Genomic DNA, 15,845 nt, shown 5'->3' with positions numbered 1-15,845 from the left:
GAATCGCGCGAAACAAGTTGCCGCAGTGGGAATCGCCGCCGTGGTCGCCGCCGCGCTGGCCGGGTGTGGCTCCGGCCGGGGGGCTGCTCCCGGCCTTTGGTGGGGTGTGTGGTTTTTTTCATTTTTAAAAAATTTTTTTTTGCGGCGGGGGGGGGGCGGCTCGCCCGGGGGGGGGCCGCCCCCCCAGTCGTTTTCGGAGGAATGATGGCTTGGTACATACTTCGGCGCCTGCTCCAGATGATTCCGGTCTTTCTCGGCGCGACGCTGCTCATCTACGCGATGGTGTTCCTGATCCCCGGCGACCCGATCAAGGCGCTGGCCGGTGAGAAACCGCTGACCCCGGCGGCCGAGGCCGCGCTGCGCGCGCGGTATCACCTCGATCAGCCGTTCATCATGCAGTATCTGCACTATCTGAAGGGGATCGTCACCCTCGATTTCGGCACCTCGTTCTCGGGCAGGCCCGTGCGCGAGGAGCTCGAGCGCGCCTTCCCGATCACCATCAAACTGGCCTTTCTCGCGGTGCTCATCGAAGGTTTCTTCGGCATTCTGTTCGGATTGATCGCCGGTCTGCGCAAGGGCAAGCTGTTCGACTCGACGATGCTGATCGCGAGCCTGGTGATCATCGCCCTGCCGGTGTTCGTGGTCGGCTATCTGGCGCAATTCCTGCTCGGCGTGAAATGGGGGATCGCTCCGGTCACCGTCAGCGGGAAGGCGAGCCTCGGCGAGTTGCTCGTGCCAGCGTTCGTGCTCGGCTCGCTCTCGTTCGCCTACGTGCTCCGATTGACCAGGAACTCGGTGGCCGAGAACAAGTCCGCCGACTATGTGCGTACGGCGACGGCGAAGGGACTGAGCCGGCGCCGGGTGGTGTCGGTGCACATTCTGCGGAATTCGATGATTCCGGTGGTGACCTTCCTCGGCGCCGATTTCGGCGCGCTGATGGCGGGCGCGATCGTCACCGAGGGCATCTTCAACATTCCGGGTGTCGGCGGCACCGTGTACCAGGCGATCACCCGCGGCGAGCCGCCGACGGTGGTGTCGTTCGTGACGGTGCTCGTCGTGGTGTTCCTGCTGACCAACCTGGTCATCGACCTGCTCTATGCCGCGCTCGACCCGAGGATCCGTTATGCGTGAGAGTCAACAGCATTTCGTGGCCCCCGCCGACGAGGTGGAGGTGCTCGCGACCGACCGGGTGCTCGACCAGGGCACCCCGACCAGCATCTGGGGCGACGCGTGGCGGCGGTTGCGCCGCAATCCCGTGTTCCTGGTGGCGATGGTCCTGATCGTGCTCGTGCTGCTGGTGGTGGCGTGGCCGTCGCTGTTCACCAGCCAGGACCCGCGCCAGTGTCTCGGCGAGTTCGGCATGGACGGGCCGCGGACCGGTCATCCGTTCGGGTTCGACAAGCAGGGTTGCGACGTCTACGCCCGCACCATCTACGGCGCGCGTGCCTCGGTCAGCGTCGGTATCGGGTCGGCGATCCTGTTCCTGCTGGTCGGTGGCGTGCTCGGCGCGGTGTCGGGCTTCTACGGCGGCATCCTCGACACGATCGTCTCGCGCATCGCCGAGATCTTCTACGCCATCCCGATGGTGCTGGCCGCGATCGTGCTGCTGCAGCTGCTGCGGCCCGCGACGGTGACGACGGTGATCCTGATCCTGGTGGCGTTCACCTGGCCACAGGCGGCCAGGATCACCCGCGGCGCGGTGATCGAGGCCAAGAACAGCGAATACGTCACCGCCGCCAAGGCATTGGGCGTCTCGCGGCTGGGCACCCTGGTGCGGCACGTGCTGCCGAACTCGGCCGGACCGCTGATCGTGGTGGCGACGCTGTGGCTCGGCGTCTTCATCGTCACCGAGGCGACGCTGTCGTTCCTCGGGGTCGGTCTGCCCCCCGACATCGTCGCCTGGGGCGCCGACATCGCCCGCGCGAAGACCGAGATCCGTACCTCGCCGATCCTGTTCTATCCGGCGGCCGCGCTGGCCATCACGGTGCTGAGCTTCATTCTGCTCGGTGACGCGGTGCGTGACGCGCTCGATCCGAAGGAGCGCACCCGATGACCGACGACAAGCCACTGCTGGAGATCCGCGACCTTGATGTCTGCTTCACCTCCGACGGCAAGCAGGTGCCCGCCGTGCGCGGCGTGAACCTCACCGTCTATCCGGGGCAGACCGTCGCCATCGTCGGCGAGTCCGGGTCGGGCAAGTCGACGACCGCGCACGCGATCATCGACCTGCTGCCCGGCACCGGCCAGGTCACCGGCGGCCAGATCCTGTTCGACGGCAAGGACCTCACCGAGGCCTCGGAGAAGGAGATCGTCGCGATCCGCGGCAACGGCATCGGCCTGGTACCGCAGGACCCGATGTCGAACCTGAACCCGGTCTGGAAGATCGGCTTCCAGATCCGGGAGACGCTGGCCGCCAACGGCATCGCCACCGGCGCGGCGGCGCGCGAACGCTCGATCGAACTGCTCGCCGAGGCGGGCATGTCGGATGCCGAGCGGCGGGTGAACCAGTACCCGCACGAGTTCTCCGGCGGCATGCGGCAGCGCGCGCTCATCGCGATCGGCCTGTCGTGCAGGCCGAAACTGCTCATCGCCGACGAGCCGACCTCCGCGCTCGACGTCACCGTGCAGCGACAGATCCTCGGGCATCTCGAACAACTCACCACCGAGCTCGGCACCGCGGTCCTGCTGATCACGCACGACCTCGGCCTGGCCGCCGAACGCGCCGAGCACCTGGTGGTGATGTATCGCGGGCGGGTCGTCGAATCCGGTCCGGCGCTGCAGATCCTGCGCGACCCGCAGCACGAGTACACCAAGAAGCTGGTGAGTTCGGCGCCGTCGCTCGCGGCGCAGCGGATGTCGTCGTCGCGGCAGCGGGCCGCGGTGCGCGCGCAGGCGGTGGAGGTGGCCGAGTCCGAACACGCCGTAGGTGACACCGTGCTCGAGGCACGGAACCTGACCAAGGCGTTCAAGATTCGCGGCAAGCGGCCGTGGCAGTCGACGGATTTCGTGGCCGTCGACGACGTGAGCTTCACCGTCGAACGCGGGACCACCACCGCGATCGTCGGCGAGTCGGGCTCGGGGAAGTCGACCATCGCCCAGATGGTGCTCGGTCTGCTCGAACCCACCTCGGGCACGGTCGTCTTCGACGGCAAGGACGTCGGCGCGCTGGACACCAAGGGCGCTTTCGCGTTCCGTCGCCGGGTGCAGCCGATCTTTCAGAACCCCTACGGCTCGCTGGACCCGATGTACTCGATCTTCCGCACGATCGAGGAGCCGCTGCGGGTGCACAAGATCGGTACCGCCGCCGAACGCGAGGCGGTGGTGCGCGACCTGCTCGACAAGGTGTCGCTGCCGTCCTCGGTGTTGCGCCGCTATCCGAACGAGCTGTCCGGCGGGCAGCGTCAGCGCGTCGCCATCGCGCGGGCGCTGGCGCTCTCGCCCGAACTGGTCGTCTGCGACGAGGCCGTCTCGGCCCTCGACGTGCTGGTCCAGGCCCAGATCCTCACCCTGCTCAACGACCTGCAGGCCGAGCTGGGGCTGACGTATCTGTTCATCACCCACGACCTGGCCGTCGTCCGGCAGATCGCCGACAACGTGCTCGTCATGCAGTCGGGCAAGGTGGTGGAGTCGGCGACGACCGACGAGGTGTTCACCGCGCCCGAGCAGGAGTACACGCGGGACCTGTTGGAGGCGATCCCGGGCCGGGAGCTGCTCATGGGCTGAGACGCGACTCGATGCCCGGCCGTGGCGGTGGGCAGGCTGGGCATCCGTGGAAGGTGGTCTGTTCGCGGCGCGAAATCGTCGCGAATCCGCAGCTCACCGGCGTAGCGTTGAGATGTCCGAGGTGGTGCGGTGTGGATCGCGGGGGTAGGAGACGCCGATGGATCGGATCGACGCGGAACGTCAGGCCGAACTCGAGTCACGGCGGCGGCGGGCGCGTACGCCCGCGGCGAAGCGGCTGGCCGAGGTCCCGTGGCCGGATCGCTGCTGGATCCGGGTGCGCGGGCTGGATGTGGTCGTCGGGGGCGCGGTGCTCGAACGGTAGCCTCGTATGCCGTGACTGATCCGCTACAGCCCCTGGTCGACCTGCCCGGCGTGCGCGAAGCCGCCGACAAGGCCCGCGACGCGCTCGCCGCGGTGCACCGGCACCGGTCGAACCGGCGCGGCTGGGCGACCACGGCCGCCGAGGCCGCGGTCAGGGCCGCGCGCTCGTCGGCGGCCATCGAGGGCGCGAGCACCGATCTGCCCGCCGACGGGAAGGTCAGCGATCCCGTGCTGGCCGGCGCGCTGCGCGTGGGCCAGGCGCTCGACGGTGACGCGCTGACGAACCTGGTCGGCACCTGGCAGCGCGCGCCCCTGCAGGCGCTGGCCCGGCTGCACCTGCTCGCGGCGGCCGATTTGGTCGGCGACGAACAGGAACTCGGTCGCCCGCGGTCGACACCCGGCGTCGCCGAGCGCCTCGACATGCTCGCCCAGACCATTCAGGCGAGCAAGGCGCCCGCCCCGGTGATCGCCGCGGTCGTGCACGGTGAGCTGCTGTCGTTGCGGCCGTTCGGCACCGCCGACGGTGTCGTCGCGCGGGCGGCCTCCCGCCTGGTCGCGGTGTCGAGCGGCTTGGACCCGCGCAGCCTCGGCGTCCCCGAGGTGTTCTGGCTGCGCCGCAGGCAGGCCTACCTGGACGCGGCGGCCGGGTTCGGGATGGGCACCCCCGAGGGCGTGGGCGGCTGGGTCCTGTTCTGCACCGCCGCGCTGGAAGACGGTGCCCGCGAAGCCAACTCGATCGCCGACGCCGCGGCGAGCTGAACCGCCCTGACACGTGAAACGGGCGGTGGTGTCGATTACTCGACGTCACCGCCCGCTGAGCACGGAGCACCCGGTTACCAAGCGTGCTGAGGTGGGTTGTGTTCGGTGGCCTCGGCGATCATCCGAACCCCGTCGGTTCATCCCCGCAACCTGTGCGAGGCCCTCGCCGACGACTGCCCGAATTTCGCAGGCCCACAACTCTGCTGCCCTTGTCGCGGCGCGCTCCGCGTGGGTGCCTGGCGTCCGTGCTGGGAAGGGTGGGATGGGAGGCGAAACCTTCTCTTCCGGCTCCGTCTTGGCCTTCCGTCCTTCCGTGCCTCCATTCTTACACTGTGATGGCACTCACATCAAGCATTTCTCAGGCATCACCGAATACCGCGGTTTCCGGCGTGTCGCCGGGCGATTCGTGCTTGTCCGGCGCAGGTCAGCGCCGTTTCCGGAGCAGTCGGTAGCTGATGGCGCCCGCGATGATCGCGCTCAATCCGACCGCCGCGGTGGCCGCGACCGTGGTGCTCGACGGGGTCTGGAAACGAGACCAGAGCGACACCGGATTGGAGAACGTGAGCACCGGCCAGCCGCGGGCGACGGCCTCCTTGCGCAGCGCCCGGTCGGGGTTCACCGCCGTCGGATGGCCGACCGCGCTCAGCATCGGCAGGTCGGTCACCGAGTCGGAGTAGGCGTAGCACCGCGACAGGTCGTAACCCTCGCTCGCGGCCAGCTTTTCGATCGCGGCCACCTTGCCGTCGCCATAGCAGTAGAACTCGATGTCGCCGGTGTACTTGCCGTCCTCGACCACCATGCGGGTGGCCTCGGTGTGCGAGGCGCCGAGCACCTCGGCGATCGGCGAGACGATCTCCTCGCCGGAGGCCGAGACGATCACCACGTCGTGGCCGCGGATCTTGTGATCGGCGATCAGATCGGCCGCCTCGGCGTAGATCAGCGGGTCGACGAGATCGTGAAGCGTCTCGGCCACAATCGATTTCACCTGCTCGACATCCCAGCCGGCGCACATGTTGGCGAGGTTTGCCCGCATTCGTTCCATCTGGTCGTGATCGGCACCCGAGAGCAGGAACAAAAAGTGTGCGTAGCTGCTCTCCAGCACGGCTCGGCGGTTGAGCAGACCCTGCGCGTAGAACGGTTTGCTGAACACGAACGCGCTCGACTTGGCGATGACCGTCTTGTCGAGATCGAAGAAGGCCGCGACGCGTCCGCCCGGCACCGGCGCGCGGCCCGAAGGGGCGAGTCTCGGTTCCGTAGGCGGAGTCTGGTCGCGTTCGGCCGTCACGCCAACAGGATAGGCATCCCGGGCGCGCAGTGCAGGAAGCACCTCGTCCGACGCGTCAGTGAGGTTTGCCGCGGGGACGCCGGAGGGCGCGAATCGCCGGAAGATGGTGGCGAACGCTACTTGCGCCCTCGCCGGGGGATGGGTGTAGTATTGCTGGCACCTGGACATGGTCCAGGCGCGTTCAGCCCGACCCCCCGGGGCTGAACCCGACGGCCCCAGCCTCCTCCCCCCCGGCTGGGGCCGTCCTCTATTTCCGGGACGTTCGTCGAAGTTCTCCACAGCCCCGAGTTATCCACAACCGGGCTGTTCGGCCTTTCCGCTCGGTCGTGGCTGGACAACGCTGAACTGCATGAACCGCCTCGCCTCCGCGCCCGCCGTCGGTCTCGCTCCGGCTCTGGTCCTCGTACGCGATCACCGATTGCGCGCCGAAGTGCGCCGCGTGGCGGCCGCCGCGGAACGCCACACCGACGAGCGCTCCATGCCGGTCGGCAGACACGCGTGGTCGGGTGCCGGGCTGGTGATCCTCGATACAGCGGCGGCCGTCACAGCGGCCGGCGCCGGGTGCCCACGGCGGCCGGGGATCGTGCTCGTCACCGAGGGCGAACCCGCGGTGTCCGACTGGCAAGCCGCGACAGCGGTCGGAGCCGAGCGGGTGGTCGCACTGCCGGGCGGCGCGGTCGACCTGGTCGAACAGTTCGCCGTCCACGCCGAGGCGCGGACCGGTGCGGGCGTGGTGGTCGCGGTCGCCGGTGCGGGTGGTGGCGCGGGCGCGTCGACGTTGGCCGCCGCGATCGCCCTGCGCGGGGCCGCGCGCGGGGTGCGTCACGAGACCGTGCTGATCGACGGTGCGCCCCTGGACGGCGGCATCGATCTGGTGCTCGGCATGGAGAACGTCGCGGGGCTGCGGTGGCCGGATCTCGTCATCGAGGACGGCCGGGTGTCGGCGACGGCGCTGCACAGCGCCCTGCCTGCCGCCGCGGCGGGGCTGGCGGTGCTCTCGTGTGGCCGCCACCACGCGGACCGCCCACCGGTCGAGCTGACTCCGGCGGCCGTGCGCGCCGTCATCGAATCCGGCAGAGCGGCAGGGGATCTCGTCGTCTGCGATGTCTCCGGCGAGCGCGGTCCCGCGGCCGACGCGATGGTCGACGCGGCCGACCTCGTCGTTCTCGTCGTCCCGGCTCGACTGCGCGCGGTGGCCGCCGCCGAGGTGCTGGCCGCGTATCTCGGCGCGCGGAATCCCAACCGTGGCCTGGTGGTTCGCGGTCCTGCCCCCGGCGGCCTGCGCGGTGCCGAGGTGGCCGAGGTCCTGGGATTGCCGCTGCTGGCGGCCGTGCGTGGACAGGCCGGACTGGCGGCCCGGCTCGAACGCGGCGGCTTGAGCGTGCGCAGGCGCGGCCCGCTGCGCGATGCCGCCGACGCGGTCCTCACCATGGTCGGCGCTGATCCGCGATGACCACCTTCGTCACCGCCGAGCTGCTCGAGCGCGTCCGGGAACGGCTCGCCGAGCACGCCGCTGCGCCCGACGCCGCCCAGCTCGCCGCCGCCATCCGAGCGGAAGCGGGCGGCGTCCTCGCCGACACCGACCTGCTGCGCGCGCTGCGCCTGCTGCAGACCGAGATGACCGGCGCCGGCCTGCTCGAACCACTGCTGCACGACCCACGGGTGGCCGACGTGCTGGTCACCGGACCCGACGCGGTGTGGATCGATCGGGGGCAAGGGCTGGAGCGGACCGATGTACGGTTCGCCGACGAGGCCGCCGTGCGCAGGCTCGCCCAACGCCTGGCCCTGGCCGCGGGGCGCAGACTCGATGACGCCCAGCCCTGGGTCGACGGCAAGCTCACCGGCGTCGAAGCGACGCTCGGCGACGCGTTCGGCGTCCGTCTGCACGCCGTGCTGGCGCCCGTCGCCCACGACGGCACCTGCCTGTCGCTGCGTGTCCTGCGGCCCGCGACGCAGGGCCTCGATGCCCTCGCCGCCGCCGGCTCGGTGCCCACCGGGGCGCATGCCCTGCTCGCCGACATCGTCCGCGCCCGGCTCGCGTTCCTCGTCGTCGGCGGTACCGGGGCAGGCAAGACCACGCTCCTGTCCGCGCTGCTCGCCGCCGTCGATCCGGCCGAACGGATCATCTGCGTCGAGGACGCCGCCGAGTTGGCGCCCGTGCACCCGCATGTGGTGCGGCTGGTGGCTCGTACCGCCAATGTCGAGGGCGTCGGCGCTGTCACGGTGCGCGACCTGGTCCGCCAAGCCTTGCGCATGCGCCCCGATCGCATCGTGGTCGGCGAGGTCCGCGGCGCGGAGGTCGCCGACCTGCTCACGGCACTCAACACCGGCCATGACGGCGGTGCGGGCACCGTCCACGCCAATTCACCGCAGGAAGTCCCGGCCCGCCTGGAAGCCCTGGCCGCGCTCGGCGGGATGGACCGCGCCGCCCTGCACAGCCAGCTGACCGCCGCCGTCCAGGTGGTGCTGCATGTGCACCGCCGCTCCGACGGCAGCAGAGGTCTACGCGAAATCGGCGTCCTGGAACGCGATCCCACCGGAGTCCGGGTCACTCCGGCCTGGCGCTCCGACGCGACCCCGACCCCGGCCGCCGCCACCCTCACCCACCTCATCGAAAGGCGACTCCGATGAACACCACCGTTGCGGGCGCCTGGCCCATCCGCACCGAACCCCACACCCCGACCTCGCACCGCGCGGCCCGTCCACTCCGCCTGCGCCACTGGACAACACGCCAAGCGCACCGGGTGACAGCCGCACTCACCGCGCCCCTGCCCGTCCACACGCCGAACACCCGGCACATCCAAGGCCAGGGACCCTTGGCGGCCGGCACCTCTGCGGTCGGCGCCTCGACCACGAACCCGGCCCTGGACCCGCCACCCCGCTACGAGATGGCCGTCGCCGTCTTCACGACAAGTCCCTCCGGCCTTCCGGCGATCCCCGGCGGAGTCATCCTGCCGAGCGATTCCAGCCGGCCCTCGCCTGTTCCACAGAACGCGAGCCCTGCCGATGAATCGGTGCGCGGCGCATCGGCTACGGCCATCGGACGAGGATCATCGCCCGCGCGGGCGGTATCCACCTCCGCGCCGGTCTCGGAGGTCACAACCGCCGGCCCGTCCGCCTCAGCCACCGATGCGCTCAGCACGGGTACGCCAGGTGGCGCTGTCTGCGAGATAGATAGCGATCGCACGGTCGGCGGTTCGGCTGGCTGCCGTGGCGCAGGCGGATCGGAGGCGAACGGGCTGTGTCGCAATAAGTCTGATCGGGACTGGTGGGGTGGCGATGGTTCTCGGGATGGTCGTTTGTGCGATGGCTGTCGTGCTACTGCCGTCGGCGGGTGGTCGGCGTCGGTTCAGCCGGGTGTTCGCTGTGGACAGTGCGCAGGTGCGACGGAGGGTTCCTGTGGAGTGGTGTGCAGGAATCGGACTGGGCTGCACGGCTTTCGGGTTCGGCATCGGGACGGGGGCGGCGGTGCTGATTGTGGGGGTCACCCTCGTGGTGCGGAATCGACGTGTTCGTGGTGACCGGGCTCGGCGTGCGGAGTGCGCGCATCTGCTGGCCGGGCTCGAGGCTGTGGTCGGGGAGCTGCGTGTCGGCGCGCATCCCAGCGCGGCCGCGGAGGCTGCCGCAGCCGAGTCGCGGGGCGAGGCGGCGCGGGTGCTGGCGATCAGCGCGGGGCGGAGCAGGCTCGGCGGCTCGGGCGCTGACGGCTGGGTGCAGCCGGATTCGGTTGTCGCCGAGGAACTGTCCCGCATCGCCACCGCGTGGCGCGTCGCCGAGACACACGGCCTCGCACTGGCGGAACTCCTCGCGGCGGCCAGGACCGACCTGCTCGGCCGTACCCGCTTCCGCGATCGGACCGAGGCGGCGCTCGCCGGCGCCCGTGCCTCGGCCACCGTCCTCGCGGGCCTCCCCTTGGTCGGCATCGCCCTGGGCCAGCTGATGGGTGCGGACCCCCTCACCATCCTGTTCACCTCCCCCGCAGGCGAATTCCTCCTCCCACTCGGAGCGGCCCTGGCTTCCTGTGGACTCCTGTGGACAGACGTCATCACCCGCCGAGGCACCACCTGAACACTCGATAGCGGGTCTGCACGAGATGCGATCGTGGCGGCCGGGGTCCGAGCGAATCTCGACCGCGCTGCTGAGCCGGCGTGCTACGGAGTGCCTGCAGACATCGCGGTCTTTCCATCGACAGAGGCTCGCATTGCTGGGCGGGTTGAGGTCGAGCTCGTGGCGATGCGAGTCGCGCGGCCTCCGCTGATACATGCGCCCGTGGCTGGCCGGACACGTGTCACCAGCTAGGCGTGCGCAGTTCTCGGGGGCCGCCAACCAACCTATGGCGGCGGAATGGCGCAGGAATGGTCGCGGTGGAGGGGTGGTCGCGTGGTGGCCGCCGAATCGTGTGGTGCGGAAGCGATGTCGGGCAATGCGCTCGCGCGCGTACAGGTCTTGGTCGGTTCGAGCGTAGGGGAGGGATTGCAGTGGGGGACATCGCTGGTTCGGCGACGCCGACTGCGCTGCTGGTCATGGCTGTGGCCGTGGTGTCGATACCGGCGCGGGTGGCGGTCAGCAGGCGCATGCGGTCGATCGGCACGGTTCGAGGTGACCCGCCAGATGCGGGAACGGGGTCAGGAAAGGTGGATCCGCTCGGTTCGGCGTCGGCATTCGATCTGCTGGCCGCGTGCCTGCGGGCCGGCCTGCCGATGGCGGCCTCCGCACGGGCCAGTGCGCCGACCGCGCCGCCGGTCCTGCGCGCGGCGTTGCTGCGAGCCGCGGACCTGCTGGCGCTCGGCGCGGACGCGGCGACGGCGTGGGAGCGCGCGTCCGCTGATGCCGCGGGGTCGGCGGGTGCTGAGGAGGTGGAGTCGCTGGCCAGGATGGCGCGGCGCTCGGCCCGCTCGGGCGCTTCGCTGGCCGCCGCGGTGAGCGAACTCGCCGCCCAACGGCGCGAAGCGGTGGAGGACGCGGCGGTCGCGCGCGCCGAGCGCGCGGGCGTGCTGATCGGCGGCCCGCTCGGCCTGTGCTTCCTCCCGGCGTTCGTCTGCCTCGGCATCGTCCCGGTCGTGATCGGCCTGGCCGACCGGGTCCTCGGCGACGGTGGCCTGCTGTGACGGCCCTCAGCGAGGCCATCGAGACGTCATCGCGCGGATCGGCCGCGCGATGTGGAAGGAGAGGGGATCACGATGACATTCGTACGCGTCGTATATATAGGAGCGCGGACCCGGCTCACCCGCCTGCTCATCGACGACGACGGCATGTCGACCGCGGAGTACGCGATCGGCACGATCGCGGCGGCCGCGTTCGGTGCGGTGCTGTACGGCGTGGTGACGGGCGACAGCATCGTCAACGCCTTGACGCAGATCATCGACAAGGCACTCGCCACGAGTGTGTAAATCGTTGCCGCACAGGTATTCTCGGTGACGACGTAGGTGCGGTGACGGTCGAGGCCGCCATCGCCCTCGCCGCGCTGGTGTGCGCGGTGGGCCTCTGCGTCGGAGCTCTGCTCGCCGCGTCGACCCAGGTGCGCTGGGTCGACGCGGCCCGCGAAGCGGCGCGGCTGGCCGCGCGCGGTGACACCACGCGTGCCGTCGCCGCGGCGCGGGCTGTCGCTCCCGCCGGGGCGGCGGTCGAGGTCCGGGGCGAGGGTGACCGCGTGGTGGCCACCGTCGCCGCGGCCACTCCGCTGCTTCCCGGCTTGCGACTGCGAGCCGAGGCGGTGGCGGTCACCGAGCCGGGCGTCGACCGATGACCAGCGCGCGGAAACGGCGGACGAACGACGAAGGTGGCGCCACGGCGTTCGCCTGCATCGCGCTGGCGGGACTGATCGTCCTGACGCTGGTGATCGCTCAGGTCGGCGCGGTGGTGGTCGCCCGGCACCGCGCGCAGGCGGCCGCGGACCTCGGTGCGCTCGCGGCGGCGAGTCTGTTGACCGAAGGGGTCGAGGCGGGCTGCGCGGAAGCCGGAACGCTCGGCCGGCGGATGGGCATGGGTGTGCGGCGGTGCGTCGTCGAGCAGTGGGACGTGGTTGTCGTGGTGGAGGCGGACGTGTCGTTCGGGGTGTTCGGTGCGCGCACCGTCTCGGCCGCCGCGCGCGCCGGACCGGTGGCGGAGAGTGGGTGACGCGGAAGTGTCAACACTGGTCGGTGGTTGTTCCGTACCGAACTAATACGGAATTCGCCAAGTGCCATTCTCGGTAATTGCATGCACATTCTTTTATGGGGGGAGAACTAAACGAAATCAATGTTCCGCGGGTTGGCCGCATGCCAGTTGGCAATGAGCCAGTTAACAGAAGAGTTGTCCTTTTTATTCATCGGGCCGAGGGTTGGCGTCCCGTCGGTGCTGGTCAGCGGAAAATAGGTCGAGCGACCAGCATTCCGGGGGGTGAGGTGTAGCGCCGGTCACATGTCCGCCGCGATGGCATCACGAAACGGCTGCCGTCCGCAGTTCGTCCAGCACGGCGTCGAGCAGCCGCGCGGCGGCGTCCTTCTCCAGCGGGTTGTTGCCGTTGCCGCACTTGGGTGACTGGACGCAGGACGGACAGCCATCCAGACAGGTGCAGCTGCGGATCACGCTGAGGGTGGCGGTCAGCCAGTCCGTGAGCTGGGCGAATCCGCGTTCGGCGAAGCCCGCGCCGCCGGGCTGACCGTCGTAGACGAACACGGTCGGCGCGCCGGTGTCGGGGTGTTCGGCGATGGAGACGCCGCCGATATCCCAGCGATCGCAGCCGGCGACCAGCGGCAACATGCCGATGGCGGCGTGTTCGGCCGCGTGCAGGGCGCCGGGCAGCTCGTCGTCGGAGATCCCCGCCGCGGTGAGCAGCCGGGGCGTGACGGTATAGAGGACAGCCTTGGTGTGCAGTGTTTGGGCCGGCAGATCGAGTTCGACCTGGTCGAGCACCTCGCCGGTGACCAGCGTGCGCAGGTACCCGACGACCTGGTTCGTCACCGCGACCTGCGCGGACGCCGCGGTCACCGACCCGAAGACGCGCTCCTCGGTGACCGCTTCGATGCTGATCGAGGTGACCTGCCTGGCGCTGGTGGTGAAACCGGGGTCCACCTCGGTGACGAAGGCGACGCCACCGTCGAGATCGAGTTCCTCGACGAGGTAGGTCTCGCCCTGGTGCAGGTGTACCGCGCCCTCGTGCAGGGTGGCGGGCGCCCGGCCCGCGTCGGCCGTGCCGAGCAGGCGACCGGACTCGGCGTCGACGATGGCGACCGGTGTGCCGAGGCCGCCGCGCACGTCGACGGCGTCGTGCGGCTGGGTCCGCGCGGTGACATGCCAGCGCGGCGGGGTGCCGCGCAGGCCGGGGCGGCGCCGGATCAGACCCTGTTCGGCCAGGTCGGCGAGCACGTCAGCGGCCCTGAGCTCGGTGACCTCGGCGTCGGTGAGCGGCAGCTCCATGGCCGCGCACAGCAGTTGCGGGCCGAGAACGTACGGGTTGTAGGGGTCGGTGATGGTGGCCTCGATCGGCCGGTCGAGCAGCGCGGCGGGGTGATGGACGAGGTAGGTGTCGAGCGGATCGTCGGTGGCGACCAGCACCACCAGGGAGCCCTGTGAGCGTCTGCCCGCCCGTCCCGCCTGCTGCCAGAAAGATGCGACCGTGCCGGGAAAACCGGCGATGACCACGGCATCCAGCCCCGCGATATCGACACCGAGTTCGAGCGCGTTCGTGCTCGCCGCACCGAGCAGCGCGCCTTCCGACAGTGACCGCTCGAGCTCTCGCCGGTCCTCCGCGAGATATCCGGCCCGATAGGCCGCCACCCGTTCGCACAGTTCAGGGGCGCGTTCGGCGAGTACCCGGCGGGTGTCGAGCGCGATCAGCTCGGCGCCGCGCCGCGAGCGCACGAAGGTGAGCGTCCGCGCACCCTCGGCGACCAGCGCGGCCATGATCTTGGCGGCTTCGCCGGTCGCGGTGCGCCGGACCGGGGCGCCGTTCTCCCCGGTGAGTGCCGTACTCAACGGCGGTTCCCACAGCGCGACCGTCCTGGCGCCGCGCGGCGAGGCGTTTTCGGTGACCGCGGTGACCGGGGCGCCGATGAGCCTGCTCGCCGACGCGGCGGGGTCGGCGCTGGTGGCGGAGGAGAGGATGAAGACGGGGTCGGCGCCGTAGAACGCCGCCAAACGCCGCAGCCTGCGCAGCACCAGGGCGACATGGGAACCGAACACACCCCGGTAGGAATGGCATTCGTCGACGACCACGTACCGGAGATTGCGCAGCACCCGCGCCCAGCGCTGATGCGAGCGCAACACTCCGACGTGCAGCATGTCGGGATTGGTGAAGATCCAGCGCGCATTGGCCCGCACCCACTGGCGCACCTCGGCCGGGGTGTCGCCGTCGTAGCTCGCGGGATGCGCTTCGCGCAGCGGGTTGTCGTGGATCAGCCCGCCGACCGCGCGCAGCTGGTCGGCGCCGAGCGCCTTGGTGGGGGACAGATACAGGGCGGTGGCGCGCGGGTCGTCGTGCAGGGCCGTGAGCACCGGCAGCTGATAGCCGAGCGACTTCCCCGACGCGGTTCCGGTGCTGACGACGACATGATTGCCGGCCGCGGCGAGCTCGGCGGTCCGCGTCTGGTGTTCCCACGGACGCTCGATGCCGACCAGCTCCAGGGCTTTGACCAGCTCCGATGGCACCCAGTGCGGCCATTCGGTGGTGCGAGCGCGCTGGGCGGGCAGCTCGGCGACATGGGTCAACGGGTCGCCGCCCGCGGCCGCCTCCAGCAGGACACGATTCAGCAACGATCGCCCGTAGCTCTCGCTCCGCGCGGGCGGTCGTAGCTCGGTCCGGTCTGCCGGATTCATCCCATAGCCCTCTCGCGCCACGCCGGGAGTGTGAAACGTGTGTGTGCCCCGAGCGCTACCTGCGATTTCGTAACCCAATAGCGACCTGGGTCACAGGTGGTTTGCTGGAACCTCGCCCGGTTATCGAGAAGCAAACAGACTGAAAGTACGGATACACCCAATCTGTCCCTCACCTGCGCATTCGCAAGATCAAGAATTTTGCAAATTGTCGGTAACTCGACTGTTGAATTGCTCGGAGACATGGTTCACTGGGTCCTGGTCGCAAGCTTCTGTGTTCGAGGGGACGGATCGAAAGTCCAACCATCAGCAGGATCGATGTTGCGAACGCCGTGCTCAGGCTTTCCTTGCAGGGGGACCCACAGTACAGCGGTCGGAACGGACCCGGTGGACGAACCCAGTTGTCCGCCGTTCCGGTAAGAAAGAGAAGGAACAGAATGGCACAGGGAACTGTGAAGTGGTTCAACGCGGAGAAGGGGTTCGGCTTCATCGCGCCCGAGGACGGCTCCGCTGACGTCTTCGTCCACTACTCGGAGATCCAGGGCACGGGCTTCCGTACCCTCGAGGAAAACCAGAAGGTCGAGTTCGAGGTCGGCCAGGGCACCAAGGGCCCGCAGGCCACCGGCGTTCGCGCGCTCTCCTGAGCTGCGAATCGATACAACGCCCGTCCCCCCCCCCCCCCCGGGGGGGGGGGGGGGGGCCATTAAAGGGGTATGTAGGCCCCCAGATAACAGGCCACCCATGGCCGGGAACCCCCCCCCCCGCCCCCCGGGGCCCGACACCGAGCGCACCCTGATCACGCTGATCGAGGAACTGCTCGAGATCGACGACGTCACCGGCGAGGACAACTTCTTCGCGCTCGGTGGGGACAGCGTCATCTCCATCCAGTGGTCGGCCCGCGCCGCCAACTCGGCCTGCCGCTGTCCCCGCAGCTCGTGTTCGAGTGCGCGACGATCACCGAACA

General features: G+C 69.9%; 15 protein-coding genes and 1 pseudogene. 14 read left to right on the top strand and 2 right to left on the bottom strand.

Translation table 11 applies throughout. The annotated features are described in order from the left end of the window. Positions 1-204: 204 nt before the first annotated feature. The 5 genes from QH270_RS07305 (at position 205) to QH270_RS07285 (ending at position 4,803) form a co-directional block, all read left to right on the top strand. Positions 205-1,131: an ABC transporter permease gene (locus QH270_RS07305; RefSeq protein WP_280339714.1), complete on the top strand. Its 927-nt coding sequence runs from the start codon at positions 205-207 to the stop codon at positions 1,129-1,131. Next, positions 1,124-2,053 (top strand): ABC transporter permease, encoded by a 930-nt coding sequence (locus QH270_RS07300; protein ID WP_280339713.1) that lies wholly within the window; start codon positions 1,124-1,126, stop codon positions 2,051-2,053. The genes QH270_RS07305 and QH270_RS07300 overlap by 8 nt, the downstream gene beginning before the upstream one ends. Then, positions 2,050-3,723: an ABC transporter ATP-binding protein gene (locus QH270_RS07295; protein ID WP_280339712.1), complete on the top strand. Its 1,674-nt coding sequence runs from the start codon at positions 2,050-2,052 to the stop codon at positions 3,721-3,723. Before QH270_RS07300 ends, QH270_RS07295 begins: the two co-directional genes overlap by 4 nt. Positions 3,724-3,880: 157 nt before the next feature. Then, on the top strand, positions 3,881-4,045 hold the full coding sequence (locus QH270_RS07290) for a hypothetical protein (RefSeq protein WP_280339710.1): 165 nt from the start codon (positions 3,881-3,883) through the stop codon (positions 4,043-4,045). Between the two features lie 11 nt (positions 4,046-4,056). Beyond that, positions 4,057-4,803, top strand: a complete 747-nt coding sequence (locus tag QH270_RS07285) for an oxidoreductase (RefSeq protein ID WP_280339708.1) — start codon at positions 4,057-4,059, stop codon at positions 4,801-4,803. 424 nt (positions 4,804-5,227) lie between these two features. Here the strand turns inward: QH270_RS07285 and QH270_RS07280 are convergent, their stop codons facing one another. Continuing rightward, a complete protein-coding gene (locus QH270_RS07280) occupies positions 5,228-6,022 on the bottom strand; it encodes an HAD-IB family hydrolase (protein WP_280339716.1) in 795 nt (264 codons plus the stop codon). Between the two features lie 415 nt (positions 6,023-6,437). On the opposite strand from QH270_RS07280, the gene ssd reads away from it, so the two are divergent. From ssd to QH270_RS07245, 7 genes are all read left to right on the top strand, one after another. Then, a complete protein-coding gene (gene ssd / locus QH270_RS07275; RefSeq protein WP_280339707.1) occupies positions 6,438-7,541 on the top strand; it encodes a septum site-determining protein Ssd in 1,104 nt (367 codons plus the stop codon). Continuing rightward, positions 7,538-8,719, top strand: coding sequence for a TadA family conjugal transfer-associated ATPase (locus tag QH270_RS07270; protein ID WP_280339706.1), 1,182 nt, complete (start codon positions 7,538-7,540; stop codon positions 8,717-8,719). The genes ssd and QH270_RS07270 overlap by 4 nt, the downstream gene beginning before the upstream one ends. An 837-nt stretch (positions 8,720-9,556) precedes the next feature. Beyond that, complete coding sequence (locus QH270_RS07265; protein ID WP_348537637.1) at positions 9,557-10,156, top strand: type II secretion system F family protein; 600 nt, start codon at positions 9,557-9,559, stop codon at positions 10,154-10,156. 455 nt (positions 10,157-10,611) lie between these two features. Beyond that, on the top strand, positions 10,612-11,196 hold the full coding sequence (locus QH270_RS07260; protein WP_280339704.1) for a type II secretion system F family protein: 585 nt from the start codon (positions 10,612-10,614) through the stop codon (positions 11,194-11,196). Positions 11,197-11,268: 72 nt separating this feature from the next. Beyond that, entirely contained in the window at positions 11,269-11,478 is a 210-nt protein-coding gene (locus QH270_RS07255) for a DUF4244 domain-containing protein (RefSeq protein ID WP_167456481.1), read from the top strand. A gap of 41 nt (positions 11,479-11,519) precedes the next feature. After that, positions 11,520-11,834 (top strand): TadE family type IV pilus minor pilin, encoded by a 315-nt coding sequence (locus QH270_RS07250; protein ID WP_280339703.1) that lies wholly within the window; start codon positions 11,520-11,522, stop codon positions 11,832-11,834. Next, complete coding sequence (locus tag QH270_RS07245; protein WP_280339701.1) at positions 11,831-12,205, top strand: Rv3654c family TadE-like protein; 375 nt, start codon at positions 11,831-11,833, stop codon at positions 12,203-12,205. The genes QH270_RS07250 and QH270_RS07245 overlap by 4 nt, the downstream gene beginning before the upstream one ends. Before the next feature lie 300 nt (positions 12,206-12,505). On the opposite strand, the gene QH270_RS07240 is transcribed toward QH270_RS07245, so the two are convergent. Continuing rightward, complete coding sequence (locus QH270_RS07240) at positions 12,506-14,884, bottom strand: DEAD/DEAH box helicase (protein WP_280339700.1); 2,379 nt, start codon at positions 14,882-14,884, stop codon at positions 12,506-12,508. 434 nt (positions 14,885-15,318) lie between these two features. On the opposite strand from QH270_RS07240, the gene QH270_RS07235 reads away from it, so the two are divergent. Both QH270_RS07235 and QH270_RS07230 read left to right on the top strand, forming a co-directional pair. Next, complete coding sequence (locus QH270_RS07235) at positions 15,319-15,525, top strand: cold-shock protein (RefSeq protein ID WP_019044597.1); 207 nt, start codon at positions 15,319-15,321, stop codon at positions 15,523-15,525. A 91-nt stretch (positions 15,526-15,616) separates the two neighbouring features. Next, a pseudogene (locus QH270_RS07230) lies at positions 15,617-15,845 on the top strand (phosphopantetheine-binding protein); the annotation flags it as partial.

This window comes from Nocardia neocaledoniensis, assembly GCF_029868625.1.
GTDB classification, from domain to species: Bacteria; Actinomycetota; Actinomycetes; order Mycobacteriales; family Mycobacteriaceae; genus Nocardia; species Nocardia neocaledoniensis_A.
This window is presented reverse-complemented; position numbering and strand designations above follow the sequence as displayed.